A 23,416-nucleotide genomic window follows, 5' to 3' on the forward strand; every position below is an offset into this window, starting at 1 on the left:
CCCGTGCGGGTCGTGATCGTCGAGGACAACGTCCTGCTGTCCAGCGGCCTGGAGCTGCTGCTGGCGGCGAAGGGCTGCGAAGTCGTGGCGGTCGTCGGCGACGGCGAGGCGTTCCTCGACGCCGTCGCCGAGCACCGCCCCGACAACGCCGTCCACAAGCACATCGGCAACATATTCGTCAAGCTCGGCCTGGCACCGGACGACTCCGGCCACCGCCGCGTACGCGCAGTACTCACCTACCTGGACGGCACACCTCGGCCAGCCGAGCCAGACCCCGGCCGCGGGAACCCGCACTGATCCGCGTTCAGACCTCTTCCGGCCCGCGAGGAGGATCGGACCGCATTTTTTGGCCGGTAGCGCTGAGACCGGCAGGGAGCCGTCGAAAGCGCCAGGTCATTGCCTGGGGGCCGAACAGACGCCGCGATGCCTGAAAGGTTCGGCGACGGCGGTTGGCCCGCGAGGAGGATCGGTACAGGAATAAGCGGTAGCGGGCTGATCTCGGCGTCGGCCGCGCAACCATCTACCGGAACCTCCACGCCTGAGCCCCGGAAGGGCGTCGGACGGCAGCAACAGCGAAACCCCAGCCCTCTGGCGGCCGAGACGGGACCGCGACGTTCCGGCAGGTCGCCGTGCTGGCCAGCAGCTCGTGGACGTCGTCCCAGTCCTACGACTTCCCCGACCGATACGTCCGGCACAGCAACTACCCGCTCGGGCTGGACCCGATCAGCGACGCGCAGGGCTGGGGCGACGCCAGGTTCCGCGTGGTTGTGCGGCCTGCGGCCGTCAGGCGCGGGCCGTCGTGAAGGCGGCGGCGCCATCGCGGTCGAGCCAGGGTTCCGTGGCTCCTCGGCGGCCTCGATCTTCGACAGTTTGATCGCGCCGGACTTGCGATCCTTGATCTCCACCCAGTCCAGCTTGGGCAGCGCGGTGTTCAACGCCTCCAGCTCGGCGCGCATCTCGGTCTCCAACTCGGCGATGAAGTCCTTTGGGTCCAGCGGTTCGCGCAGCTCGGCGTAGTTCTCTGCGCGGCGGGCGGCGAAGTCCTCGGGCAGGTCCTCCTCCGGGTCGCGAAAGGAGTGGGCGCCGACCACCCAGATCTCCTTGCACCGCAGCGCGTCGCGCAGCGCCTGGAAGGTGACGATCTCATACACCATCCGCACCACACGCCGGCGCCCGCGCTTGTCGTTCTTGAACACCAGGTCCTCCCACGCGCCGGCCGTTCCACGGTGCTCGGGCACCATCTCACCGCGCGGGTAGTAGGTGGTGTTGCCTGCCTTGGCGTAGCGGCGGATCAACTCCAGCGCGCGGATCACCGGCTGGTAGGCGGTGTTGGTGCTCTTGAACTCCAAGGTGTCCAGCAGCGCGATCAGACCGCGGCGGTAGTGGTTGGTGTAGGAGGCGCGCAGAGTGGTCTGCACCGTGGTCCGGTAGGCGGGGGCCCTTGGTCTTGAACTCGTGCACCAGGTCCCTCAGCGTCTGCTCGCCGCCGGTGACGGCAGGGAAGATGACCGCGCGAACCGAATCGTCGGGATGGCCGAGGGCGGTGTCGGTGATCTCCCGCTCCCGCTCGTGGACCAGCGCCGCCAGCAGCAGCGCCATGAGCTCGCGCGGGTGCGTACGCATGTGCGAGGGCGCCTCCACCGCCGCCCGAGCTCGCCAGCACCTTGGGCGCCACATCGGCGAACAACCCTGCCGGCAGCTCGATCGAGCACACCGCCTATGGCCGGAATCCGTGTTCTTGCCGCCCGGCTGACACCGAATCCGATGACTTTGCGGTTCACAGCCCCGATTCTTGGATGGAAGCCTGATACCTGATCGGACGTGTCGCCTCGTCGCGGCGGCTCGCGGGCACCATACCGGGGTCGCGGCGATCGCAGTGGGCCGCTTCGCGGGCATCGGCGGCTTCGAGCTCACTGCCCGGCGGGCACCGGATGGTCGCGGGCGTGCCCGATCGCACGGTGCCCCGGCCGCACTGTGCATAATCGTCGCCGGTGGCGGACACCGCATGGCCCGCACAGCTGGAATTCACTGGAAAGGGTAGGGAAATGACCGACGCCAAAGCCGATTTCCTGTTCACCGCCCGCTCGGCCGCGGATCTGCTGCGCGATCCGGCGGTCGCCGCCGCCTGGAGCCGGCCGAGCGCGCTGCCGGAGTTCAGCGTGGCCGGTCTGGCGGGCCACCTGGCCTACCAGATCCTGGCCATTCCGCCGCTTTTGACCAGCCCGGTGCCGCAGGAGGAGACCGTCGCCCTGCTGGAGCACTACAGCCGGGTGCGCTGGATCGGCGCGAGCCTCGACGACGACATCAACGTCCGCATCCGGCAGGGCGGCCAAGAGGTCTCGGCCGAAGGACCCGCTGCACTGGTGACGTGCGTGGACCTGGCCCTCGAAGAACTGGACGGCTCCCTCGTCTCGGCGACGAACCGGCCGGTGCGCATCTCGCTGTGGGGACCGTGGTCACTGACGCTCGACGACATGCTGATCACCCGGATGATGGAACTCGCCGTCCACTCCGACGACCTGGCGGTCAGCGTGGGCGTCGCGACGCCCACCCTCCCACCCGGTGCCGTCGACACGGTGATCGGCCTGCTGGCACGCCTGGCCGTACGCCGCCACGGCCCGACCGGCGTCCTGCGGGCGCTCAGCCGCGCCGAACGCGCCCCGGCCACCGTCGCCGCCTTCTGAGGCCGCCACACCGGCGGGTGCACATCGCGCAAGCTGATCTTCAGCGCACCTGGCCGCCTGCGATGACGCAGAGCAGGCGTGCGGGTCGTCGGCGGCGTGCGCGGCGGACACCGGGATCGGCCCGGTCGAGGCCGCCGAGCAGATCGGTGAGCTCAAGTCCACCGCGGCCGAGGCCGAACGCGAGGCCGCCCGGCGCGGTGCTTCATCACCCGATATTCAGTTTCCTGGGCCGTCGGAGGTCGGGTCGGCATGGTGTCGGGAAACCGTCTAATCCCGATACCCCTCGAGATCGAAGACGACCTACAGATCAGCTACCTGGCGGCAGGGGACACGTTCGAGAGCGGAGGGCCACATTCGCAGGTAGGCGCGGATCCAGCAGAGCTCATCAGCCGGCAGCACCTGGCCGGCGGCGCGGTCCAGGTGCCCTCTCCCTGTCCGCTCAGTTCTGGCGGCTCACGATGGTCGGGCGGATTCGGTTTCGGCGGCTCCTGCCGACCATCGCGTCTGCCCGGTCCCGTCAGGCGGCCTCGAAGTCGGCTCGGTGGTCGGCGGCGCACTCTGCCAGAGCGCGGCCCGGCCGCCCGGTCACTGCGGCAACGGGACGTGGGACGTCGGGGACGGTGAGAGTGTCGTACCAGTAGTCGAGCAGCATCATCACGGGCTCGGGAATGAACTGTGCGGTCTCGGTGCGGAACTCCTCGGGCGTGATCTCCACTAGCGGGATTTCCCGTCCCAGGGCCTCGCCGATGATCGCCACCTGCTCGGAGCGGGTCAGGGCTTGCGGGCCGGTGAGCGGGATCGCCCCCTGGAAACGAGTCGGAGCCGGCGACCGATGACCCCATCGAGTGTGCCCTTCCCCGGCACGGGGGTGCCGGGGGAGAGGGCGAGAGGACACCGGAGAGCGTGCTGGAGGTGACGGTTCTGGCCGAACGGGACGATCTCGCCTCGGCGGGCGCGAACGCCGAGGCCGTGGCTGGTGAGCGGCACGTGGCCGCCGAGCCCCTCGCCGTCGCCGGTAAGCGGTACGCGGCCTTCATCTCCTATTCGCGGAGCGCCCGGGGGGCGTTCGCCCCCGCCGTCCAGCGGGGGCTGCAACAGCTGGCCAGGCCCTGGCATCGCCGACGGGCGCTGGAGGTCTTCCGGGACACGACCGGCCTGGCGGTCACCGCGGAGCTGTGGCCCAGCATCCGCTCGAACCTCGACAGGTCCGCCTGGTTCGTCCTTCTGGCTTCACCGGAGTCCGCCCGGTCCAGGTGGGTCGGCAAGGAGATCGGCCGGTGGATCGAGGTCAAGGGACCACAGACGATCATGATCGTGGTGACCGACGGGGGCTGCGTCTGGGACGAGGCGGCCGGAGACTTCGACCGCGCGGCCTCCACCGCCGTCCATCCGGCGCTGCACGGCGCCTTCGGCGTCGAACCCCGCTATCTGGACATGAGGTGGGCCCACGAGGACGTCCATCTGACCCTGCGGAACGCGTCCTTCCGCGGCGCGATCGCGGAACTGGCCGCGCCCATGCACGGCCTCGCCAAGGACGAGCTCGAAGGCGAGGACGTCCGGGCGCAGCGCCGGAGGGTCCAGGTGATCACCGGCTCGGTGTTGGCGATGGCGGTGCTGCTCGTCCTGTCCGTCGTGGCAGGCCTGATCGCGGTCCAGCAGCGTGACCTGGCGGAGGTCAGGCGCCAGGACGCCCTGTCACGCCAGCTGGCGGCGCGGAGCGAGAACCTCGACGACACCGACCCCGTTCTGTCCCGGCTGCTCGCCGTGGCCGGATGGCGGATCATGCAGACACCGGACGCCCATGCCGGTTTGCTGAACGCGCTCGCCAACCCCTCGGTGGGCGGTTTTCCCGGCCACAGCGGGAAGCTCAACGGAGCCACGTTCAGTCCCGACGGCCGGTCCCTCGCCACGACGGGGGAGGACGGCACGGTCAGGTTGTGGGATCCCGTCACCCGCCGGCAGCTCGGGCAGCCCCTTATCGGCCACGACGGCCCGGCCGAGGACGTGGCGTTCAGTCCCGACGGCCGGTCTCTTGCCACGACGGGGGAGGACGGCACGGTCAGGTTGTGGGATCCCGTCACCCATCGGCAGCTCGGGCAGCCCCTCACCGGTCACAGTGGCGCGGTCTACGGGGTGGCGTTCAGCCCCGACGGGCGGACGCTCGCCAGCGCCGGGGTCGACGGTTCCGTCAGGTTGTGGGACCCCGCCACCCGCCGCGGGCTCGGGCGTCCGCTCGGCAACCCCGGTCCGGTGTACGACGTGGCGTTCGGCTCCGACGGCCGCACCCTCGCGACGGGAGGCAACGACAAGGTCGTCTGGCTGTGGGACGCGGTCACCCGCCGCCGACTCGGCCGCCCGCTCTCCGGGCACACCGAGACGGTGCTGCGGGTGGCGTTCAGTCCCGATGGGAAGACGCTGGCCAGCGCGGGGGACGACGGCACGGTCAGGCTGTGGGATCCCGTCACCCATCGGCAACTCGGGAAGGCCCTCACCGGGCACACCGACAACGTCATCTGGGAGGTGAGATTCAGCCCCGACGGCCGATCCCTCGCCAGCGTGGGAGGCGACGGCACGGTCAGGCTGTGGGATCCGGCCACCCATCGGCAACTCGGGAAGGCCCTCACCGGCCACACCGACCAGGCCAAGGCCATGGCGTTCAGCCCCGACGGCGGGACCTTGGCCAGCGCGGGTAACGACGGCATGATCAGGTTGTGGAATCCCGCCGTCCATCGCCAGCTCGGGCGGCCCCTCACCGGTCATACCGGCCCGATCAGGGCGTTGACGTTCAGCCCCGACGGCAGGACCCTCGCCACCGCCGGGGACGACAAGACGGTCAGGTTGTGGGACCCCGTCACCCGTGAGGAGACCGCCGCGCCGCTCACGGGTCACACCGACGCCGTCCTGGGAGTGGCGTTCAGCCCGGACGGCCGTGTGCTCGCCGGCGCCGGAGGGGATCGGACCGTACTGCTCTGGGACACCGCCACCGGCCGGCGGATCGGGGCGCCGCTCACCGGGCACTCTGGCCCGGTGTACGACGTGGCGTTCGGTTCCGGCGGGCGGGTCCTGGCAAGCGTCGGCGCCGACGGGGCGGTCAGGCTGTGGGACGTGCGGACGCGCCGGCCGCTGGGCCGGCCGCTCACCGGGCACACCGACACGATCTGGACGGTGACCTTCAGTCCTGACGGCAGGACCCTCGCCACCGGCGGCCTCGACACCACGATCAGGTTCTGGGACGCCGCCACCGGCCGGCGGATCGGGGCGCCGCTCACCGGGCACTCTGGCCCGGTGTACGACGTGGCGTTCGGTTCCGGCGGGCGGGTCCTGGCAAGCGTCGGCGCCGACGGGGCGGTCAGGCTGTGGGACGTGCGGACGCGCCGGCCGCTGGGCCAACCGCTCACCGGGCACACGGGCACGGTGTTGCGGGTGGCGTTCAGCCGGGACGGACGGCTGCTCGCCAGCACCGGGATCGACGGGACGATCAGGTTCTGGGACCCCGAGGCGTACCGGCAGATCGGCCGGCCGATGACCGGCTCCGGCGGCTCGTCCCTGGGGGTGGCGTTCAGCCCCGACGGCCGTACCCTCGCGACCGCGGGCGAGGACGGCGCCGCGCGGTTGTGGGGGATCGCGACGGCGGTCGACCCGGTGGCGCTGCTCTGCGCGACGGCGGGCCGTACTCTCACCGACGCCGAGTGGAATCTGCACCTGAAGGACGAGCCGCGCCGGCCCATCTGTCCATAGCGCGGTGACCGGAAAGGTTTGACGCACTGTCGGGTATGCGGCCCAGCGCCACCGCCGGGCCACCGTCCTGCCAACCGGCTCAGCGCATCTGACGCATCGCAGGAGATGCCTCGCGCCGACATCACTTCCACTAAGTCAGGACAACCGTCCGAGTGGGCGACAGTCTCGCGCCGAAAATTTGCGTCACGAAACCTCCGACAGGTCGGCCCCTTCGGGGGAAGCGCCCTCTGACCTGCTTAAACAGGCTCTTCGCAGATGAGGGTGTAGTCGAGGTCTGTCGGTTTCCGAGGTCCGTCCGCACGGTTTTTCACGCTCGGGCGCACTCCTATGCGCGCGACGAGACGTGCGCCGGGGAAGGAGCTATGAACCGTCGTTGCCATCGCGCAGGGAATGGATCATGCTCTGCAGGATCCGGAACGCGCCTGACTGCTCGGTCTCGGTCATGCCGGCCAGCATTCTGACCTCGACGGACCGGACCGCTACGGTCGCCTTCTCGAGGCTTCGTCGGCCGTGAGACGTGAGCCGCGTGGGAAGAATCTTCCCGACGGGTGCCTCCGCAGGCCTGGTCACGTAGCCCTCTCGTTCCAGGGCCTGGAGCAGCACGTTCATCGACTGCCGTGTCACGAACGCGCCCCGCGCGAGCTCGGAGTTCGACAAGCCCGGCCGTTGAGCCAGCAGTTCGAGGCAGGCGTAGCGCGTCACGCTCATCCCGAGCGGCCGCAGCACCTCCTCCATGGCTGCGCGGAGGGCGCTCGACGCCTCCTTCAGCAGGTAGCCCAGTGATTTATCCAGGTCGACGCCGAGATCGTCTTGATTCATGTCAGCATTCTGACATAGATTGATCCGTGTCAGAAGACTGACACGAAGAGAAGGAGCATCATCATGCCCGTCACCGGCCCCGACTTCATCTCGCTGCAAGCGCGTGACCTGGACGCTTCGCAGGCGTTCTACGAGCGGTACCTCGGCCTCGTCCGCTCGCAGGCCGGACCTCCGCACGCCGTCGTCTTCGAGACGAAGCCGATCGCGTTCGCACTCCGCGACGTCGTTCCCGGCACCGATCTCGCATCCGTTGCTCAGCCCGGCATCGGTGCCGCGATCTGGCTCCACGCCACAGACGTCCAGGCCATTCACGATGCTCTCGTCGCCGACGGTCACACCATCGTCTCCGCGCCGATCGACGGCCCCTTCGGTCGGACATTCACCTTCGCCGACCCCGACGGCTACCAGGTCACTCTCCATGACCGTGCCTGAGGCGAGCACCCTGGTTTTTGGGGCTACCGGGGCACTCGGTCGCCACGTCCTGGACGCGCTGGTCGCCCGGGGAATCAGTCCCGAAACGATCACCGCGGTCGGTCGGAATCGATTGCGCCTCGGGGAACTTGCTTCCGCCGGGTTCGGCACTGCTGCCGTCGATCTGTCGGATTCAGTCGCCGTCGCAGAACTGGTCGCCAGGCACTCTGACATTGTGTTGATCTCGGGCAGAGACCCGAATCGCCTTGCTCAGCACGAGTCGGTCATCGAAGCTGCGAAGAACGCGAATGTCCGACACGTCTACTACACCAGCGGAGTTCGAGCCGACGATGACCGGTTCGAGATCAATGCGGACCACAGGGCGACAGAGGATGCTCTCACCGCTTCCGGTGTGACGTACACGATCCTGCGGAACACCTGGTACATCGAGAACTACATTCAGGCACTGGCAGGCCCCCGCTTCACCGGCGTTCTCGCCGCGGCGACCGGCGACGCCGTCGTTGCAGCAGCCGGCCGGAAGGATCTGGCTGAGGCATTGGCCATCGTTGTCACCACAGATGGGCACGGCAATGTCATTTACAGCCTCTCGGGCGACACGAACTTCACCTACGCCGACATTGCCGAAGCGATGTCGGTCGTGCTGGAGCGAGAGGTCACTTACCAGCCCGTCAATCCCGAAGAGTTGCAGGTGGCGCTCATCAATTCGGGGATGGACGGCGAGCTGGCCAGCTTCTTGGTAAGTCTCGATGAAACCATCGCTGCCGGGGTTTTTGCTCGGGTCGGTGACGATCTTTCTCGACTCCTCGGCAGGCCAACGACCGGCCTTGTTGAGGGACTGGCGGGAGAGTGAACAGTGGGGCCGGCGCGGGCGAGTCGGCAAGCTCGGCTCGCGCCGTCCCTTCTCCCGATCAGCGATTCTGGATCAACACCGTCAGTCTGGATCACGTTGAAGCCGCCATCCAGGGAGGCTTCACGCAAGCGGACCACGGTGCTGGCACGCGTCTTCGCCAGCCACGTCCTGGCGATGAGATGGTTTTCTACTCGCCACGCACGAACTTATGGGGAGGTAAACCCGTCAGGCAGTTCACCGCGTGGGCCACAATCACCGGCGACAAGCCTTACCAGGTCCATGTCGGCGACGACTTTCGGCCATGGCGGCTTGCGGTTACATTTCACGCTTGCGAGCGAGTGGATGCGAAGCCACTTGTCGATCAGCTGTCTTTCATCACGGACCCCGCTCATTGGGGTTTGCCATTTCGCCGTGGATTGTTTCACATTCCGCGGCGGGATTTTTCGACGATCACCGCACACATGGTCGCGCGTGAAGATAAAGAGGCCCAAAACCGTCGGCGAACGATGGGCGAGTGAGGTCAGCGCATACGAAGTAAACCTCTACCCGCTGATCCCTCAGACCGTACCGGAATCGATTCCGGTACGGTCGCCCGGGGCATGGTCTGGCTGATCGGTGTCAGGAAGCTGACACGAAGAGAAGGAGCATCATCATGCCCGTCACCGGCCCCGACTTCATCTCGCTGCAAGCATGTGACCTGGACGCTTCGCAGGCGTTCTACGAGCGGTACCTCGGCCTCGTCCGCTCGCAGGCCGGACCTCCGCACGCCGTCGTCTTCGAGACGAAGCCGATCGCGTTCGCACTCCGCGACGTCGTTCCCGGCACCGATCTCGCATCCGTTGCTCAGCCCGGCATCGGTGCCGCGATCTGGCTCCACGCCACAGACGTCCAGGCCATTCACGATGCTCTCGTCGCCGACGGTCACACCATCGTCTCCGCGCCGATCGACGGCCCCTTCGGTCGGACATTCACCTTCGCCGATGCCCGGCACGATCGGGCTGCCGTTGCGGGCCACCACGACCTCGCCGGGCCGCTGGGCGTCGATCACCGCGATGCCGTAGGCGCCGACGATCCGCTTGAGCGCCAGCCGGACCGCCTCCTCCAGGGAGGCGGACAACCGTGGCCCCGTCGGAGATTACGGTGCGTTCAGCGCCGCGTCGATGACCGCGCCATGGCGATCCAGCCATGCCTCGCGCCGCTTGATCCGGTCGCCGACGCCCTCATCCCACATCCTTGCCCAGCCACCACCCCGCTCCAGAGCGTTCTGTCTCATCGAGAACCACGCCCGCCGCGTCCGCAGCGCGAACACCTCGACGAGCCGGGCACGGTCGACGTCCGGCATCCCGTAGGCGTCGGCCAGGATCCGGCAGCGGCGTGGCACGTCGACCTCCCGCAATAGCGGGTCGGCGTCGACGGGGTCGCACAGCGGTGCCCAGTACATCATCGCGTTGGCCACCTCATCCACCCGGGTGGTCGGCTTGGCGAGGTCGAAGTCGATTAACGCGGCTGCCTTACCGTCCCGGAACACGATGTTGTCCGGCGTGTAGTCCATGTGCCCGACCAACTCGACCGGGTACGGCGGCGCCGGCGGCATGTCTGGCGGCACCGAAACCCCGAGGCCGGGCTTTACCCCTTCGGGCACCATGAAACCCGCGACGGCGGCGTGGTAGTCGCGTACGAGGTGCCCGACGGAAGCCAGCCGCTCCTCGTCGGGGATCCATGGCGGCCTCGGCCGCCCGGCAACCTCACCGGGAACGAAGGTCAGCACCTCGCGCCCGACCGCGTCGACGCCGAGAAACCGCGGAGCGCCCGGGAATCCGGCCTCCTCCAGGTGGCGTAGCAGCGCGTGGACGAGCGGGGCGTTGGGGCCGAGCGACCGGCGCACGGTGTCGCCGACCCGCACAATGCCCTCGGTGACGTCACCGCCGACGAGCGGGATCTCGGGGTGAGACTCGGATGGTTCGACGTATATGAAAGAGTTCATTTTCCTAGGGGGTAGAGGGCCAACGGATCGGTCTGCCGCGCAGGCGAAGTCATGATCTCAGAGACCAAGATTGTCTCGCAGTTCCTCTCCTCGATAAGGGTCCCAGTAACAATGAAAATGTCCAGCGGATATGCAGGTCGGAGCCCCCATAGGGGCCTTCGAGCACAGCTTGGAAGACGGGCCGCTGACCTGCATATCCGTTGTTTCCTGCGCCGTTACCACCGGGATCCCGTGTTCACCGTCGCCGAGATTGAGCGGCTGGAGGAGAGCTGCTCCCGAAGCGGGAAGGTCTTCCCCGCAGGTCAGGAGAGGTCGGGCGGCTCATGCCGGGGCCGGGCCGTCACGGCTTCAGCTTGTCGGCCTCCCGGATGTCGTGGAGGTGGATGAGGACGTCGAAGGAGCGGGCGGCCGCGAGGTCGGCGAACGGGTAGGGGTACTGCGTGCCGATGTTGCGCGTGGGGCGGGCGACATCCAGCCAGGCGCGCGCCGCGGCCGGAGCGTTGCGGATGTCGAGGTAGTAGTTCTGGTGACGGACCTTGTCGAGGGTGTACTCGTTCATGCCGGGCTTGGCCGCGTCCACGGTGAACTTCTTCCAGTCGCCGCCGAGAGCGGCGTCCTTCGACAGGAAGGAGCCCTGGTTGAAGGTGAAGCCGATGGGGACGACTTGGCCAGCACCTCCTTCGCGATCTTGCGTGTGTCCCCCCTGCCGGTCTGGAGGTAGTCGTCGATCTGGAGTCCCGCGGACCAGCTCAGCTCCAGGGCAAAGGTGGTGAAGCCCTTCTCCTCGACGAGGTAGCGGAAGACCCGCCCCTTCATCGTGAAAAACTCGTGCGAGCCGTGGGTGGCCTCGCCGAGGCCGACCACCTTGGCGTCGCCGATCATCACGCCCAGGGCTCGCAGGTCGGCCGTGTTCCTCCCGGGCTCGGTTGAGCGCAGCGGGTGTGCCGCCTGCTCCAGTGCGTGGACCGGGTTCTGCTTCCCGCCGGCCGTGTCGGCCAGGGCCGCCTGGGCCGCCACGGGGGCGAGGACCGCTCCCATCGCGATCACCGCCGTCGCCAGCAGCCGCCGTCGGCTGACGCGCTTCTGGTCCCTAGCCATGCTGTTTACCCCTTAACTTGCGTATTGCCACGTGAGAAGGATCAGACCTCACGGTGAGATCCATACGCCGACGAGAGTATGGCCACGCGAGCGCGCCTCCGATGACGCTGACCAGCGTCTTTCGGATGAGGTGGGCTGGTGTGCCCGGGGTAGGGCGGGCCCTACCCCGGGCCGCTACGAGCCGGCCCGGCGAGTCGCCTGGGCGGCGACGAGGTCCACGTCGAAGGTGTGCGGGGTGGTGGTTTCCGTCCTCGCTCTCGTTCGGCGAGTTCGACCGGACCCTCCAGCGACTCGGGGCTTGAGCAGCAACCGAACGGTCAGCGGCGTCACGCCGGCGCAGCCGCCTTGCGCAGCAGGGATCCCGGTGGTAACGGCGCAGGAAACAACGTCAATGCAGGTCAGCGAACCTCTTCCAAGCTGTGGTTGAAGGTCCTCACCGAGGCCCTGACCCGCATGTCCGTTGAAAATTTTCGCCGAAACTACCGGGACCCCAGCCGGCTGAGTGCAATCAACCCTGCCCGTGCGGTACTGCGGAGCGCGGGCACGGACCAGAGACTCCCTCTGGGAACGCGCGGGTGACCGCCGCCATGCGGTTGGAGACCTGCAGCCGTCGGTAAGCATTCTCCAAGTGCTTGCGCACGGTTCCTTCGGACACGCCCAGCCGGCGGGCGATCTGGAGGTTGGTGTGTCCCGCGGCGAGCAGGTGCAGCAGTTGCCACTGCCGGGGCGTGAGCTGGGGAGCAGGGTGCCGGCGCCGTTCGGCGTCCAGGTATGCCTCGTGCAGGTGGGGCCGCAGCAACGTGAGCAGCGCGCGGTCGCGCTCAGAGAAGTCCAGGCCAGGCCCACGGAACAGGATTATCCGCAAGGTCCGGCCGAGGCCGCTGGTCCCCGGTGTCCCGGCGGGCAGGCAGAGCATGAGCTCGTGCTCGACCCCCAGAGGCCGGAAATAGTCGCCGTACATGCCGGTGCTATGCCATTGCCTGGTGGAGTAAAAGTCTGCGATCGTCACGACACTGCGCAGGTCGCCGCTACGGTCGGGGTAACTGCAGGGCCGGCAGTCCCAGTAGTGTTCCCAATGCGTCAAATCGGCGCCCTCATCGGGTGTCTCGTCGCCACCAGGGCCGACCTGCGCCAGCCACCACGCCTGCCGGTGACTGTCGAAGCCTGCGACGGTCAGTTCGTCACAGCGGATCTGGCCCATCAGGTCACTGAGCAAAGACGGCGGCAGCCCCTGTGCGGGCACATCGGTGCGGTTCTCGGTGACGATCCCCGCCAAGGTGCGCAGATCCAGATCGCTGACCGATAACGAGCTCCCCATCAGGTTCCTCCCGCAGGTCGAACTCAGAATATGCGGCTGCCGGGGACCTCGGGCATACGCAGACCCTCGTATGGTGGCCGGGCCACGGAGCCGCCCATATTGAACGTGACCGACCGTGACGCGGCGAATCAGGGCCCATACCCGCTCACATCTGGACCGGGCCCAAGAGGGAAGGCAGTCGTGCGAGTCCACAACAAGGTCTTCGGAGGGTTGCTGACGGCGGCCTTAGCCACCCTCCTGAACGTGGCAGGAGCAGGAGCCGCCAATGCTGCCCAGCTCACACCCATGCCCGTCACGCCCGTCGGAGCGAGCGAGCACACGGCCTCGGTGCCGATACGCGCCGCCGTCGCAGCAGCCACACCGCTGGTGTTCGACGTCAACGGCGTGTTCACCGACGGGGGGTCTGCGCGGCCGGTGATTTCGGACGTCAACGACATCCTGACGGTGGACATGTCCTCCCAGCACCGTCCGACCGCCACCGGTGTCGTGATCAACAGCGACACCATCCTGGTCACCTTCCCCGACGACACCACGTACACCGCCAAGCTGCAGGCGCCGAACACCATCAGGTGGTCCAACGGTTCGACCTGGCAGAAGCTCACCCTGGCGCGGGTGCCGAACGTGAGCGATGAAACCCAGGCCGCAGCCACGTCGATCCTGAACTCCGCGGGCTTCGCCGTCGGTACGGTGACCAGAGTCGTCGACCGGACATGCCGGCACGACAAGACCGTCTCCGGTCAGACCCCGGACGCCGGCACGTTGGCCGCCCCGGGAACCGTGGTGGATCTCAAGATCGGACTGCTGCCACCGAAAGGGCAGTGTCCATGAGATGCCAGTCGTGAACCGGCGGTACGCACGGACAGCCGGCAGCTGGGAGTGATCTGGTCGACGCGCTGGGCGGCCTGGACCAACTGCGCCGGCCGGCTCGACGACCCGCGGGACTGCGTCGTGCCGCAGGACGCCGAGTCGGACATCTCCGGCGGCTGACGCCGCCGTCAGGTCCGCGGCCTCCGTCCCGCACACTAGTGCGGGCCTGCGGCCTCCGTCCCGCATGGCCCGCCACCGGTGGCGGGCTCGAGGTGGACCGGCTCGCCCGACATGGTAAGCGTGGAATAGAAGCCGGAGATCCGCTCGGCGGAGCGCCCCACGTAGTGGCAGATGAAGCTGCGCCTGAACCGGTCGGCCGTGCTGTTGGGCTCCGAGCCGTGCACCAGGCTGCCGTTGAAGAACAGCACGTCACCCGGGTCCATGTCGACGGGCACCCGTTCCAGGCCCGGCGGCGGCGGGACGTATTCCCTGGTGAAGGAGATGTCCGGGTCGGCGTCCTCCGGGCAGAACAGGTCCATCCTGTGCGTGCCGGGCACCACCTCCAGGCCGCCGTTGGCCCGGTCGACCCGGTCGAGCGCGATCCACGCCGCCACGCAGGTGCCCGGTTCGACCCGCAGATAGAAGTTGTCCTGGTGCAGCGCCTGCCCCCGCGCCCCGGGCGGCTTGAAGTAGAACATGCTCTGGGCTGCTATCGGCTCCTCCCCGAGCAGGTCGCGCAGGATCGTCGCGATCCTGGTGTCGAGCAGATAGCGCAACACCACATCGTTGATCTGGTGCGGGTGCATGACCCGCGGATAGTCGCGCAGGATGTCGTACGGCCGGCCGGGCTCTTGCGGCGTCGGCGTGAAATGGCCCGGCACGGCGCCCCTGGCGTGCAGGGCCATGAACTCCTCCCGCAGTTCGGCGACCTCGGCGGGGGAGAGCAGTGCGGGCACGAGGACGTAGCCCTGATCGTGGAAGTCGTGGAGTCCCATACCCTTCACGGTAGGAAGTGCGACCGGCGAAGGGTATGCCCGTGACCGCTGAGAACCTGTCTGTTCCTGCTGCCGACCTGACGATCGTGGGCCACTATGACAAGGGGTCTGGCTACGCCACCCGCCGCGCTTCGGGATCGCCCAGCTGGCTGCTGATGTGGACCCAGGCGGGCGCCGGGCTCGTCGAGCAGGCGGGGGCTTCGTTCACCACCGGGCCTGGGGACCTGGTCATGCTGGGCTCCCATGCCGCGCACCACTACCGCGTGGCGCCTGGCGGCGACCGGTGGCGGTTCTGGTGGGTGCACTTCCAGCCGCGCCCGTCCTGGCTGACCTGGCTCGGGCCGTACACGCTGGCGGCGGGGTGCCATCTGGTCGAGGGCGTGCCCACGACCGTTCACGACCGGATCGACCGGGCCTTCGGCCGCGCGTTCCAGGACACCCGCTGGATTCCGCCGGGCCCCGACGAGCCGCCTCAGCCGGGCGCCGGGCCCGCCGTGGCAGTGACGACGGCGGCGCGGGAGCTGGTGCTGGGCGCGGTCGAGGAGGTGCTGGTGCTGGCGACCGCCTCCGCGCGCCAGGCGGAGCAGGGCGGCGACCCGAGGGTGGAGCGGGTGCTCGCGCTCATCGCCGCCGAGCCGGGCGCACGGCACTCGGTCGCGTCGCTGGCGCGTTCCGTCGCGCTGTCACCCTCTCGGCTGGCTCACCTCTTCGCCGAACAGACCCGACGCACGCCGATGCGGGCCGTACGCGAGGCCAGGATCCGGCACGCGGCCCGGCTGCTCGAGGTGACCGACCTCGATATCGGGCAGGTCGCCGCAGCGTCCGGCTTCGTCAGCCCGTTCCACTTCAGCCGGGCTTTCAGGCAGGAGTACGGCATGCCGCCCCGCGACTACCGCACCCGCCTGCGTCCGCCGAGCTAGAGCGACGTGCTCTATACGGAGAACGCCCTGGTTCTGGGACGGCCATGTACCGGATAGCCATCCCTTATCTGGTACATCAACCCGCGTTCGCCGCATGCCGCCCATCAGGCTCCCGGCCACCGGACGGCGTCCGGGCTCGCTGGACGCGAGGGACTCGACCGTAAACTGGGCCGTCACCGGGTACAACGCGCTCAGCCGACCTTGCCGCCACTGGCCGTACGGTTGCTGCTCAGCCCCGGAGTCTTCCTGTCGCGACCGATGCCCAGTCGCCCTCGGTTGCGGCAGGGCCCGGTGCCGCTGCCCCCTTTTCTGGGTTTTCTTCGGTGCGGATGTCAAGACTGCCCCTGTTGTTACGACTCTGCTGTGAGGCGCTCCCATCAGGGGAGCGGCCGATGGCAAGGAGTTGACATGGGAACGTTGGAGAAGAAGACGGCACTGGTGACCGGCGGGTCGCGGGGGATCGGGCGAGCGATCGTGGTGAGGCTGGCTCGTGAGGGCGCGGCAGTGATGTTCAGCTTCAACCGCGACCAGGCGGCGGCTGAGGACGTGGTGGCTGAAGTGGCGGCCTTTGGCGGGCAGGCGATCGCGGTACGAGCGGACCAGGGGTGCTTGGAGGACCTGCAGTACCTCTTCGGTGAGGTCGACCGGAGCCTGGCCGGTTTGGACGTGGTGGTCAACAACGCGGCGATCAATCCGATGGGGAACATCTGCGACGCCACTGAGAGCGACTTCGACGAGGTGATGACCGTCAACACCAAGGGGCCGTTCTTCGTTATCCAAGCCGCTGCCGAAAGGCTCGGCGAGGGTGGGCGGATCGTCAACATCTCCTCTGCCGGCGCGGTGCCGGGTCTGGCCTTGTACTTCGCCAGCAAGGCGGCGCTGGAGTCGATCACCGCGGTCGCCGCCCGTGAGTTCGGTCCCAGGGGCATCACGGTCAACAGCGTGTCCCCTGGTGCCACCGACACAGACATGATGCGCGCCGCAGCCGGGGAGAATCTGGAGCAGGCCATCGAGCACGTTGTGGCCCTGACGCCACTGCAACGGCTGGGACGCCCGGAGGACATTGCCAACGTCGTTGCCTTCCTGGCCGGGCCCGACTCGCAATGGATCACGGGTCAGAACCTGCGTGTCTCCGGTGGCCTGATGATCTGACCGGCGGTCGGCGGCGAGTCGGACGCATCACGGGACCACTGCGCCCTGAACAAGCCCGGCCGGTATCGGCTCCGAATCGGGGGTGGACCTGCAACGGAACCGTTTCGCACGTTAAGCCGGGCCGGGCAGGTCCACCCCCGAGGCGGGGGTTGAGGAACACAGGATCACATCCATCACCAGCTGCCGGGCCTCACCCTTCTTGGCCCGCTCGACCAGCGCCTCATCCGTCCTGGATTTCGCCCGCGACTCCCGCGCCGACACCGCCTGATCGAACAGGGCCACCACCTCATCCATCTGGTCGACCGCGGCCTGAGTCACGAACGCCAGCAGGATCGGGAACTTACGCTCCTTGCGCCGTTGCTCGGTGAAGTCCAAGGGCGCCCGGCCCGAAGTCCGCCGCCGCGGCGCCGCCCGCGCCGACTTCGTGCTGGAGACGGTGTTCTGGGACGCCGGCACCGCCCGGCTGCTGCCGAGGCTGATCCGGGGTCGCACCCGTGGGCCGGTGTTCGTCACCCACCGCCGCCCCGGGCCGGGGAAGGTCGTCTCGGCCCGGGACGTCTGCCCGGACACCGGCCTGGGCCGCCTCTCCTACGGCCAGGCCCGCGCGCTGCTCGACCGGCACACCGCGCTGGCGGGGCCGGGCACCGGCTGGGACCTGCACGAGTACCGGCACTCCGGCCTCACCCACCTCGGCGAGCGGGGCGCCTCCGAGCTGATGCTGACGGCCAAGTCCCGGCACAGGAAGGCCGAGAACGTCCGCCGGTACTTCAAACCCTCGGCGGAGGCCATCTCCGAGGTGACCAGCCTGCTTGCTCCGGGCGACGTCCGGAGCTGAACCGCTGTGCCCCCCGGGCCGGTCGAAGACGTCTCCGGTCGGCACGCTGGACCGCCACTGGCGGCCGCCGTCGGGCAGGGCGTATTGCACGGAGATGACGTTCTTCCCGCCGTGGTCCGGCGGCGGGCGGGGGCGTGTGCCGGCAGGTCAGTGCTGGTTTGGGTTCCGGGCAAGCGCGGCTTCGCGTTCGAGTGAGATGTCCCGCAGGAGCGCGGTGTCCTGGTAGAACGACCGCTTCTTGGTGATCTTGCCGTCTATGACGTCCACCAGTTCGAGGACGGTCATTGTCCACGGGGTGCCGTGGATGTCGGTGCCGCTGTTGGTGGCGGCGACGACCACGCGGGTGGGGCCTTCGGCGATGAGCTCGTCGATGCGGATGGCCGCGACGTCCAGGCCGGTCAGCCGGTGCATCCTGTGGCGGGCGGGGGCGATGGCGGCTCCGTGGTGGACGCCGCTGTCGGGGTGGCCCCAGTTGAGTTCCACTTCCTGTTCGTCGGAGAGTTCCTTGAGGGTGGCGAAGTCCGGGCCACCTTCTCGCAGGGCGGCGTCGTAGAAGCGGCGGACCACGTCCTTGTTCGCCTCGGCCTGGGTGGGGTGTGCGGTGGGCATCGTGGGTGTCCTTGTCGTGTACGGATGTCCGGGTCCGTCCCGGAAGCCGGGTGTCGGTGCGCGCCCGTTCAGGCGGCGGGGGCGCCGAACCAGCGGGTGGCGGCGCGCAGGAACGCCTGGGGGTCGGGGTCGGGACCCTCGGCCCAGGCCACGACGCCGTCGGGCCGGATCAGCAGGGCGCCGAGTCCGAGTCCGAGGTCGTTGGCGACCGGGCCGGGGGCGTAGCGGATGCGGTCCTGCCAGTGGGTCGTGGTCTCCCGCAGGCTCTGTGCGGCGGTGAGGTCGAGGGCGACGCCCTGTCCTTCGCGCAGCAGGTCTCCGAGGCGGGTGCCGTCGCCGAAGCGGAAGTCCGGGGCGGTGAAGCCGACGGTCGGCTGGTTGTCGCCCAGGTCGTAGTGGTGGGCGAGCCCGGAGGTGATGCGAAAGACGTGGGTGGTGCCGTCGATGGTGCGCAGCAGGTCGTGGACGAGCTGGCGCAGGGCTGGGGTGTTTGGGCCGGGGTTCATCGTGGCGACCTGGGCGCGCGACCAGTCGAGGATGGCGGCGCCGACGGGGTGGCGTTCGGTGGTGTAGGTGTCGAGCAGGTTCGCGGGGGAGGTGCCGTGGAGGGTGGCGGCGAGCTTCCAGCCGAGGTTCATGGCGTCGCCGATGCCGAGGTTGAGCCCTTGGCCGCCGAGCGGGGAGTGGATGTGGGCGGCGTCGCCGGCGAGCAGGACGCGGCCGTTGCGGTAGGTGCTGGTCTGCATGGCGCGGTCGGTGAAGCTGGAGGCGAGGTGGACCTCATTGATCGTCACGTCGGTGCCGGAGATGCGGCGTAGGACCGTCTGGAGGTGGTCGCGAGTCAGCGGCTGGGAGCGGTCGAAGGCGCCGCCGTCGAAGTCCATCATGCCGAGGTGCCCTTCGAAGGGCGTGCGCAGGTACATGCCGGTCGGCGTCGAGTTGAAGCCCAGGTGCAGCTTGTCCGGGTCCTCGAAGGCGACGCGGGCGACGTAACCGGTGAACAGCGGCTCGGTGCCGACGAAGTCGAAGCCCGCCAGGCGGCGCACCGTGCTGCGTCCGCCGTCGCATCCCACGAGCCAGCGCGCCCGGTACTCGCGCCCGCCGGCCCGGGCCAGGACGCCGTCGCCGTCCTGGTCGACGGCTTCGAGCGGGGCGTCGCGCACGATCCGCGCGCCGAGCGCGACCGCCCGCTCCTCCAGGACGCCGGTGACCGCTTCGAGGCTGGTCATGATCCCTTCCATCGCCAGGCCGGGCAGCCGGGGCGGGAGGGCGCCGGTATCGATGTCGGCGGCGTCCAGGCGCAGGCCCGCGAAGTGGCTCACGTCGCGCGGGGCGGGCGCCTCGTGCGCGTCGGGGTGCGCGCCGACCTGCTGCGCGTCGGCGCGTGAGGCGTCCAGGAGGGCGGTGAGCATCCCGCGGCGGTAGAACGCCTCGACGGACCCGGCGTTCAGGCCCCGCATCCCCAGCGGGAGCGCCCAGAACGGCGAGGCCGCCTGCGGGTTCCTCTCCAGTACCAGGACCGAGCAGTTGGCCAGGGCGAGTTCGCCGGCGAGGAACAGGCCCACCGGCCCGGCTCCCACGATCACCACGTCGTGCATGTCGCTTCTCCTCCAGTCGCGAGTCCCCGGGACGGCCGGGGCTCGTCGGGTCGGGGCCGTGCTCCGTGAAGCTCGAAGCCATAGTCTTGGAGCATTGCTCCAATATTGGAACCGTACTCCATGTTGGAGCGGTGCACCAAACCTGGCAGGATGAGGGCATGACCACACCGACACCCCAGTCACGAAGGCGCAGGCAGGTGCTCTCGCGCGAGCGCATCATCGAGGCGGCGGTCGGGCTGCTGGACACGGCGGGGGTGGAAGCTCTGACGGTCCGCGCGCTGTCGGACCGCCTGTCCACCGGGTCCGGGGCCATCTACCACCACGTCGGAAACATGGGCGAGCTACTGCAGGCCGCGACCGAGAGCGTCGTCGCCGCCGCCCTTCCCGCCTTCCCCGCCCCGCAGGAGCCCGCAACGGCTCCCGGGGCCGAGGACACCGGCCGCGACCAGATCCGCGCCGCCGCCCTCGGCCTGTACGACGCGGTCGCCGAACACCCCTGGCTCGCCACCCAGCTCGCCGTGCAGGTCACCCGCAGCCCCTGGGGAGCGGTGACACCACGGGTCTTCGAGAGCATCGGCGGGCGCGTGCGCACGCTGGGCATTCCACGGAGCGACTGGTTCGCCACGACCTCGACGCTGGTGCACTACATCCTCGGCGCCACCAGCCAGAACGCCCAGCCCCCCGACACTGCGGACGACATCGCGGCCCCGCGGGCCGGTGCGCAGCGCGCCGAATTCCTCGACTCCACGTCCAAGGCGTGGAAGAGCCTCGACGCCGGCGACTACCCGTTCCTCCACGACATCGCCGACCAGATGCGCCGGCACGACGACCGGGAGCAGTTCCTCACGGGCATCGACCTCATCCTCGCCGGCATCACCGCCATCAGCCGCCCTTCCTGAACCCGCGCCCGCCGGAAAGCCGGCCGACCCGGCCATTCCCGCCTGCGGGCCCCCACCACACCCGCCCGGAACCCGGCCAGTCGGCGACGTTCACTCCCCGGCCCGTCCGGGTCGCGCAGGGGCCGCAGCCCGCCGGGCTCGGCCCCGCGCTGGCCGCCGAACCGGAGTGGTGGCAGGAGGAGACCGGTGTCTGCTTCCCGCGCTACGCCCTCCACATCTGGACGAGCTGGGCGGAGGGCTGGAGCACCGCCGCGTGGCGCTGGGATCAGTTGTCGGCACAGGCCGCGGGCGGTGCCGATGCCGTCCTCTTCGCTGCGGCCCTACGGTGTCATCAGGCTGCCGGGTCCCAGCCGCAGGCGATGATCCGCTTCCGGTCGGAACGGTGCCACCCATGGCTACGAGCGCAACTCGCGAACGCTGTCCGGGCGGGCATCACCGTCTGAGTGCGTGCATGCGGACCGGGTGGTCGTTAGCCGGCGTGGGCGATGTCCCGTTCCCGTTCCCGGATGGACCTGGTGTTGCTTCGCAGGGAGCGCAAGGCGTTGCCGATCACCGGGAGCCGGAGGCTGCGCGCCATGAACGGCCGGAGGGCGATCTGCCGCTGGTTGTCGGGGGTGACGAAATGCCGCTGTTCGACCCCGTTGGCCTGGTAGTAGGACATGTGCGGGCGGAGCTGTGCCTCCCAGGCGCGCAGGGCGCCGCGGATGTCGCCGGGGTGACGGTGCAGCATGCTGCCGAGCAGGTCGGCTCCGGCGAGCCCGGCGGAGATCCCCATGGCGGCGTACAGGCTGGGGCACCACGCGGAGTCGCCGACCAGCACGACCCGGCCGTGCGACCAGGCGTCCATGCGGGGTTGCTCCACTGAGTCGAACAGGAACTCGTCGGCGGCGTCGAGCGCGTCAAGCACCTCGCCGAGCAACCAGCCCATGGGCTGAGGCCCGTATGCGGCGCGGACGCGTTCAGCGGGCCGGCCGGTGAACTCGGCGTCGACGTCGTCGGTGCGGTACGAGAAGAGCACGGTGGGCGGGTGGTCGGCGAACGGAAAGATCCACATGGCCCGGCCGGGCTCGAGGAGACTCGCCCCCTCGTGCGGGGAGAGCCCGCCGACCGGGCCCGGCAGCATCGTCGCCGCGATCATGTAGCCGAGCCGGTGCAGATGTCTGTCGTGCGGGCCGAAGACGAGACGCCGGACCGTGGACCGCAGCCCGTCGGCGCCCACGACGAGATCGAAGCGCTCGGTCACGGATCCACCGTCGTGTTCGAGCGTCACCTCGGCGCCGGAGGCGTCCTGCTCAATGCGAGTGGGGGTCGTCGCGTAGCGGATCTCCACGTCGTGCGGGAGAGCGGCGAAGGCGGCACGTTCCACGTCGCCGCGCAGCGTCATGCGAGGCGAGAGCGGCAGATCCCCGAACCCCAGGCCGGGCTTGCGGACGCCGGCGCGATCCACCGTGTAGGTGATGCCGCCGCGCGGCGATCGGTCGGGGATGGCATCGAGGATGCCGAGTCGCCGCGCGGCGGCCTGGCCGGCGCCGAACAACACGACGAAGTAACCACCCGATCGACGGCCCGACGCTCTCTCCACGATCACCGGATCCCAGCCGATACGCCGCAGGCTGATCGCCGTGGCGATGCCGCTGACGCCGAGACCCACGACCAGGGCCCGTTTCCTGCCGCCGCTCAACGAAGTCATGGCTTCCTCCTCAGATGTGACGGCTAGGGGACGACAACGATGCGGTCGCCGGTCTCGGCGGTCCACGCCTGCGCGACCTGGGCGAGGGGTACGGCGCAGGCCCGTACGTCGATCGCGCCCGCGGTCACCGCTGAGGCCAGTTCCGGCAGTTCGGCGAGGAAGTCGCGAGCGGGGACCGAGCCGATGCCGCTGCCGACGATCTGCAGGTGGGCGGAGCGCAGTGCCGTGGAGGGGATCGGCGCGCTCTGGCCGGCGATGGACCCGATCTGGATCCAGCTCAGCGGGGCGGTGCGGTCGGCGCGGGCGGTGAGCATCGGGATCATGGCGCGGGCGGTGGCTTCGCCCCATACGTAGTCGATGACCACGTCGACGTCGGCCGCCTGGCCGATCTGGTCGAAGGTGATCGTCTCGTCGGCGCCGAGCGCGGTCAGCGCCCTCAGGCGGGTGGTGTCGCGGCCGGCGGCGATGACCTGGGCGGCGCCGAACAGTTTGGCGATCTGGACCGCCATCCGTCCGGCGTTGCCGGTGGCGCCGAGGACGAGGACGCGCTGGCCGGCGTGGAAGTCGACGCGTCGGCGCAGCGCGACCCAGGACGACATGGCCGGATTCATCGCGGCGGCGATCTGCACGGGGTCGATGCCGTCGGGCAGGATCACGCTGCGGCGAGGGTCGATGAGGGTGCGGTCGGCGAAGGTCCCCAGAGCGGCGTCCTCCAAGGCCACGTAGCGGACGTTGCCCTCCTCGTCGCGTACCACGCCGTCGACGCCGGGGACCAGCGGGTACACGCCGTTGCTGGAGTAGTGCGAGCCGTTCGCCTTGGCCCTGGTCAGATGGTGCAGACCGGCCGCGAGGACCTCGACGACCACCTCGTCGCCGTGGCGTGGCGCGGGGTCGGGGTGGTTGCGATAGACCGGCGGGGCGTCGGCTGCCTGGATGACGGCAGCGTGCATGGTGACCTCCAGAAGATGGTTTGTATTACAAACTACCT

At 69.2% G+C, this 23,416-nt stretch carries 24 protein-coding genes and 1 pseudogene; 12 read left to right on the top strand and 13 right to left on the bottom strand.

Translation table 11 applies throughout. The features are described 5' to 3' along the window. Positions 1-3 precede the first annotated feature (3 nt). The gene (locus ACQPYK_RS23470) at positions 4-297 is read left to right on the top strand and encodes a hypothetical protein (protein ID WP_433258425.1); all 294 of its coding nucleotides are present in this window, start codon (positions 4-6) and stop codon (positions 295-297) included. On the opposite strand, the gene ACQPYK_RS23475 is transcribed toward ACQPYK_RS23470, so the two are convergent. Next, on the bottom strand, positions 237-1,418 hold the full coding sequence (locus ACQPYK_RS23475; protein ID WP_433258426.1) for a hypothetical protein: 1,182 nt from the start codon (positions 1,416-1,418) through the stop codon (positions 237-239). The two genes, ACQPYK_RS23470 and ACQPYK_RS23475, sit on opposite strands and share 61 nt — an antisense overlap. Positions 1,419-2,045: 627 nt before the next feature. On the opposite strand from ACQPYK_RS23475, the gene ACQPYK_RS23480 reads away from it, so the two are divergent. Further along, complete coding sequence (locus ACQPYK_RS23480; RefSeq protein WP_433258428.1) at positions 2,046-2,684, top strand: maleylpyruvate isomerase N-terminal domain-containing protein; 639 nt, start codon at positions 2,046-2,048, stop codon at positions 2,682-2,684. Positions 2,685-3,201: 517 nt separating this feature from the next. Here ACQPYK_RS23480 and ACQPYK_RS23485 read toward each other — a convergent pair. Next, positions 3,202-3,441, bottom strand: coding sequence for a hypothetical protein (locus ACQPYK_RS23485; protein WP_433258430.1), 240 nt, complete (start codon positions 3,439-3,441; stop codon positions 3,202-3,204). A 146-nt stretch (positions 3,442-3,587) separates the two neighbouring features. Here ACQPYK_RS23485 and ACQPYK_RS23490 point away from each other — a divergent pair, with 146 nt between their 5' ends. Continuing rightward, entirely contained in the window at positions 3,588-6,422 is a 2,835-nt protein-coding gene (locus tag ACQPYK_RS23490) for a hypothetical protein (RefSeq protein WP_433258432.1), read from the top strand. 360 nt (positions 6,423-6,782) lie between these two features. On the opposite strand, the gene ACQPYK_RS23495 is transcribed toward ACQPYK_RS23490, so the two are convergent. After that, positions 6,783-7,241, bottom strand: coding sequence for a MarR family winged helix-turn-helix transcriptional regulator (locus tag ACQPYK_RS23495; protein ID WP_433258434.1), 459 nt, complete (start codon positions 7,239-7,241; stop codon positions 6,783-6,785). A gap of 63 nt (positions 7,242-7,304) precedes the next feature. Between ACQPYK_RS23495 and ACQPYK_RS23500 the strand changes: the two genes are divergently transcribed. The 4 genes and pseudogenes from ACQPYK_RS23500 to ACQPYK_RS23515 all read left to right on the top strand — a co-directional run. Continuing rightward, complete coding sequence (locus ACQPYK_RS23500) at positions 7,305-7,673, top strand: VOC family protein (RefSeq protein WP_433258436.1); 369 nt, start codon at positions 7,305-7,307, stop codon at positions 7,671-7,673. Beyond that, positions 7,660-8,523, top strand: coding sequence for an NAD(P)H-binding protein (locus tag ACQPYK_RS23505; RefSeq protein WP_433258437.1), 864 nt, complete (start codon positions 7,660-7,662; stop codon positions 8,521-8,523). Before ACQPYK_RS23500 ends, ACQPYK_RS23505 begins: the two co-directional genes overlap by 14 nt. Continuing rightward, positions 8,520-9,041: an EVE domain-containing protein gene (locus tag ACQPYK_RS23510; protein WP_433258439.1), complete on the top strand. Its 522-nt coding sequence runs from the start codon at positions 8,520-8,522 to the stop codon at positions 9,039-9,041. The genes ACQPYK_RS23505 and ACQPYK_RS23510 overlap by 4 nt, the downstream gene beginning before the upstream one ends. A 134-nt stretch (positions 9,042-9,175) precedes the next feature. Beyond that, positions 9,176-9,523: pseudogene (locus tag ACQPYK_RS23515) on the top strand (VOC family protein); the annotation flags it as partial. Positions 9,524-9,658: 135 nt separating this feature from the next. Here the strand turns inward: ACQPYK_RS23515 and ACQPYK_RS23520 are convergent. From ACQPYK_RS23520 to ACQPYK_RS23535, 4 genes are all read right to left on the bottom strand, one after another. Beyond that, entirely contained in the window at positions 9,659-10,507 is an 849-nt protein-coding gene (locus tag ACQPYK_RS23520) for a phosphotransferase (RefSeq protein ID WP_433258441.1), read from the bottom strand. A gap of 340 nt (positions 10,508-10,847) precedes the next feature. Next, entirely contained in the window at positions 10,848-11,162 is a 315-nt protein-coding gene (locus tag ACQPYK_RS23525; RefSeq protein WP_433258892.1) for an erythromycin esterase family protein, read from the bottom strand. Then, positions 11,063-11,605 (bottom strand): erythromycin esterase family protein, encoded by a 543-nt coding sequence (locus tag ACQPYK_RS23530; RefSeq protein ID WP_433258443.1) that lies wholly within the window; start codon positions 11,603-11,605, stop codon positions 11,063-11,065. Before ACQPYK_RS23530 ends, ACQPYK_RS23525 begins: the two co-directional genes overlap by 100 nt. A 508-nt stretch (positions 11,606-12,113) precedes the next feature. Further along, positions 12,114-12,923, bottom strand: a complete 810-nt coding sequence (locus tag ACQPYK_RS23535; RefSeq protein ID WP_433258444.1) for a helix-turn-helix domain-containing protein — start codon at positions 12,921-12,923, stop codon at positions 12,114-12,116. Between the two features lie 180 nt (positions 12,924-13,103). Between ACQPYK_RS23535 and ACQPYK_RS23540 the strand changes: the two genes are divergently transcribed. Further along, complete coding sequence (locus ACQPYK_RS23540) at positions 13,104-13,751, top strand: PASTA domain-containing protein (RefSeq protein WP_433258446.1); 648 nt, start codon at positions 13,104-13,106, stop codon at positions 13,749-13,751. 194 nt (positions 13,752-13,945) lie between these two features. On the opposite strand, the gene ACQPYK_RS23545 is transcribed toward ACQPYK_RS23540, so the two are convergent. Next, positions 13,946-14,725: a phytanoyl-CoA dioxygenase family protein gene (locus ACQPYK_RS23545; RefSeq protein ID WP_433258448.1), complete on the bottom strand. Its 780-nt coding sequence runs from the start codon at positions 14,723-14,725 to the stop codon at positions 13,946-13,948. A gap of 41 nt (positions 14,726-14,766) precedes the next feature. Here ACQPYK_RS23545 and ACQPYK_RS23550 point away from each other — a divergent pair, with 41 nt between their 5' ends. After that, positions 14,767-15,645: a helix-turn-helix domain-containing protein gene (locus ACQPYK_RS23550; RefSeq protein WP_433258449.1), complete on the top strand. Its 879-nt coding sequence runs from the start codon at positions 14,767-14,769 to the stop codon at positions 15,643-15,645. Positions 15,646-16,053: 408 nt separating this feature from the next. Then, positions 16,054-16,797 (top strand): SDR family NAD(P)-dependent oxidoreductase, encoded by a 744-nt coding sequence (locus ACQPYK_RS23555; RefSeq protein WP_433258450.1) that lies wholly within the window; start codon positions 16,054-16,056, stop codon positions 16,795-16,797. A gap of 111 nt (positions 16,798-16,908) precedes the next feature. Here the strand turns inward: ACQPYK_RS23555 and ACQPYK_RS23560 are convergent, their stop codons facing one another. Then, positions 16,909-17,172 carry a hypothetical protein gene (locus ACQPYK_RS23560; RefSeq protein ID WP_433258452.1) on the bottom strand — a complete coding sequence of 88 codons (264 nt, stop codon included), beginning with the start codon at positions 17,170-17,172 and terminating at the stop codon, positions 16,909-16,911. On the opposite strand from ACQPYK_RS23560, the gene ACQPYK_RS23565 reads away from it, so the two are divergent. Next, on the top strand, positions 17,162-17,632 hold the full coding sequence (locus ACQPYK_RS23565) for a hypothetical protein (protein ID WP_433258454.1): 471 nt from the start codon (positions 17,162-17,164) through the stop codon (positions 17,630-17,632). The genes ACQPYK_RS23560 and ACQPYK_RS23565 overlap by 11 nt on opposite strands. Before the next feature lie 147 nt (positions 17,633-17,779). Here the strand turns inward: ACQPYK_RS23565 and ACQPYK_RS23570 are convergent, their stop codons facing one another. Beyond that, a complete protein-coding gene (locus ACQPYK_RS23570) occupies positions 17,780-18,241 on the bottom strand; it encodes a nuclear transport factor 2 family protein (protein WP_433258455.1) in 462 nt (153 codons plus the stop codon). Positions 18,242-18,309: 68 nt separating this feature from the next. Next, complete coding sequence (locus ACQPYK_RS23575; RefSeq protein WP_433258456.1) at positions 18,310-19,839, bottom strand: FAD-dependent oxidoreductase; 1,530 nt, start codon at positions 19,837-19,839, stop codon at positions 18,310-18,312. Positions 19,840-19,997: 158 nt separating this feature from the next. Between ACQPYK_RS23575 and ACQPYK_RS23580 the strand changes: the two genes are divergently transcribed. Then, a complete protein-coding gene (locus ACQPYK_RS23580) occupies positions 19,998-20,738 on the top strand; it encodes a TetR/AcrR family transcriptional regulator (RefSeq protein WP_433258458.1) in 741 nt (246 codons plus the stop codon). Between the two features lie 469 nt (positions 20,739-21,207). Here ACQPYK_RS23580 and ACQPYK_RS23585 read toward each other — a convergent pair whose 3' ends face one another. Next, positions 21,208-22,428, bottom strand: coding sequence for an FAD-dependent monooxygenase (locus ACQPYK_RS23585; protein WP_433258460.1), 1,221 nt, complete (start codon positions 22,426-22,428; stop codon positions 21,208-21,210). A gap of 23 nt (positions 22,429-22,451) precedes the next feature. Next, a complete protein-coding gene (locus ACQPYK_RS23590) occupies positions 22,452-23,378 on the bottom strand; it encodes a quinone oxidoreductase family protein (RefSeq protein ID WP_433258462.1) in 927 nt (308 codons plus the stop codon). Positions 23,379-23,416: the final 38 nt, after the last annotated feature.

It is taken from the genome of Streptosporangium sp. CA-135522, from assembly GCF_050949235.1.
In the GTDB taxonomy this organism is placed as follows: domain Bacteria; phylum Actinomycetota; class Actinomycetes; order Streptosporangiales; family Streptosporangiaceae; genus Streptosporangium.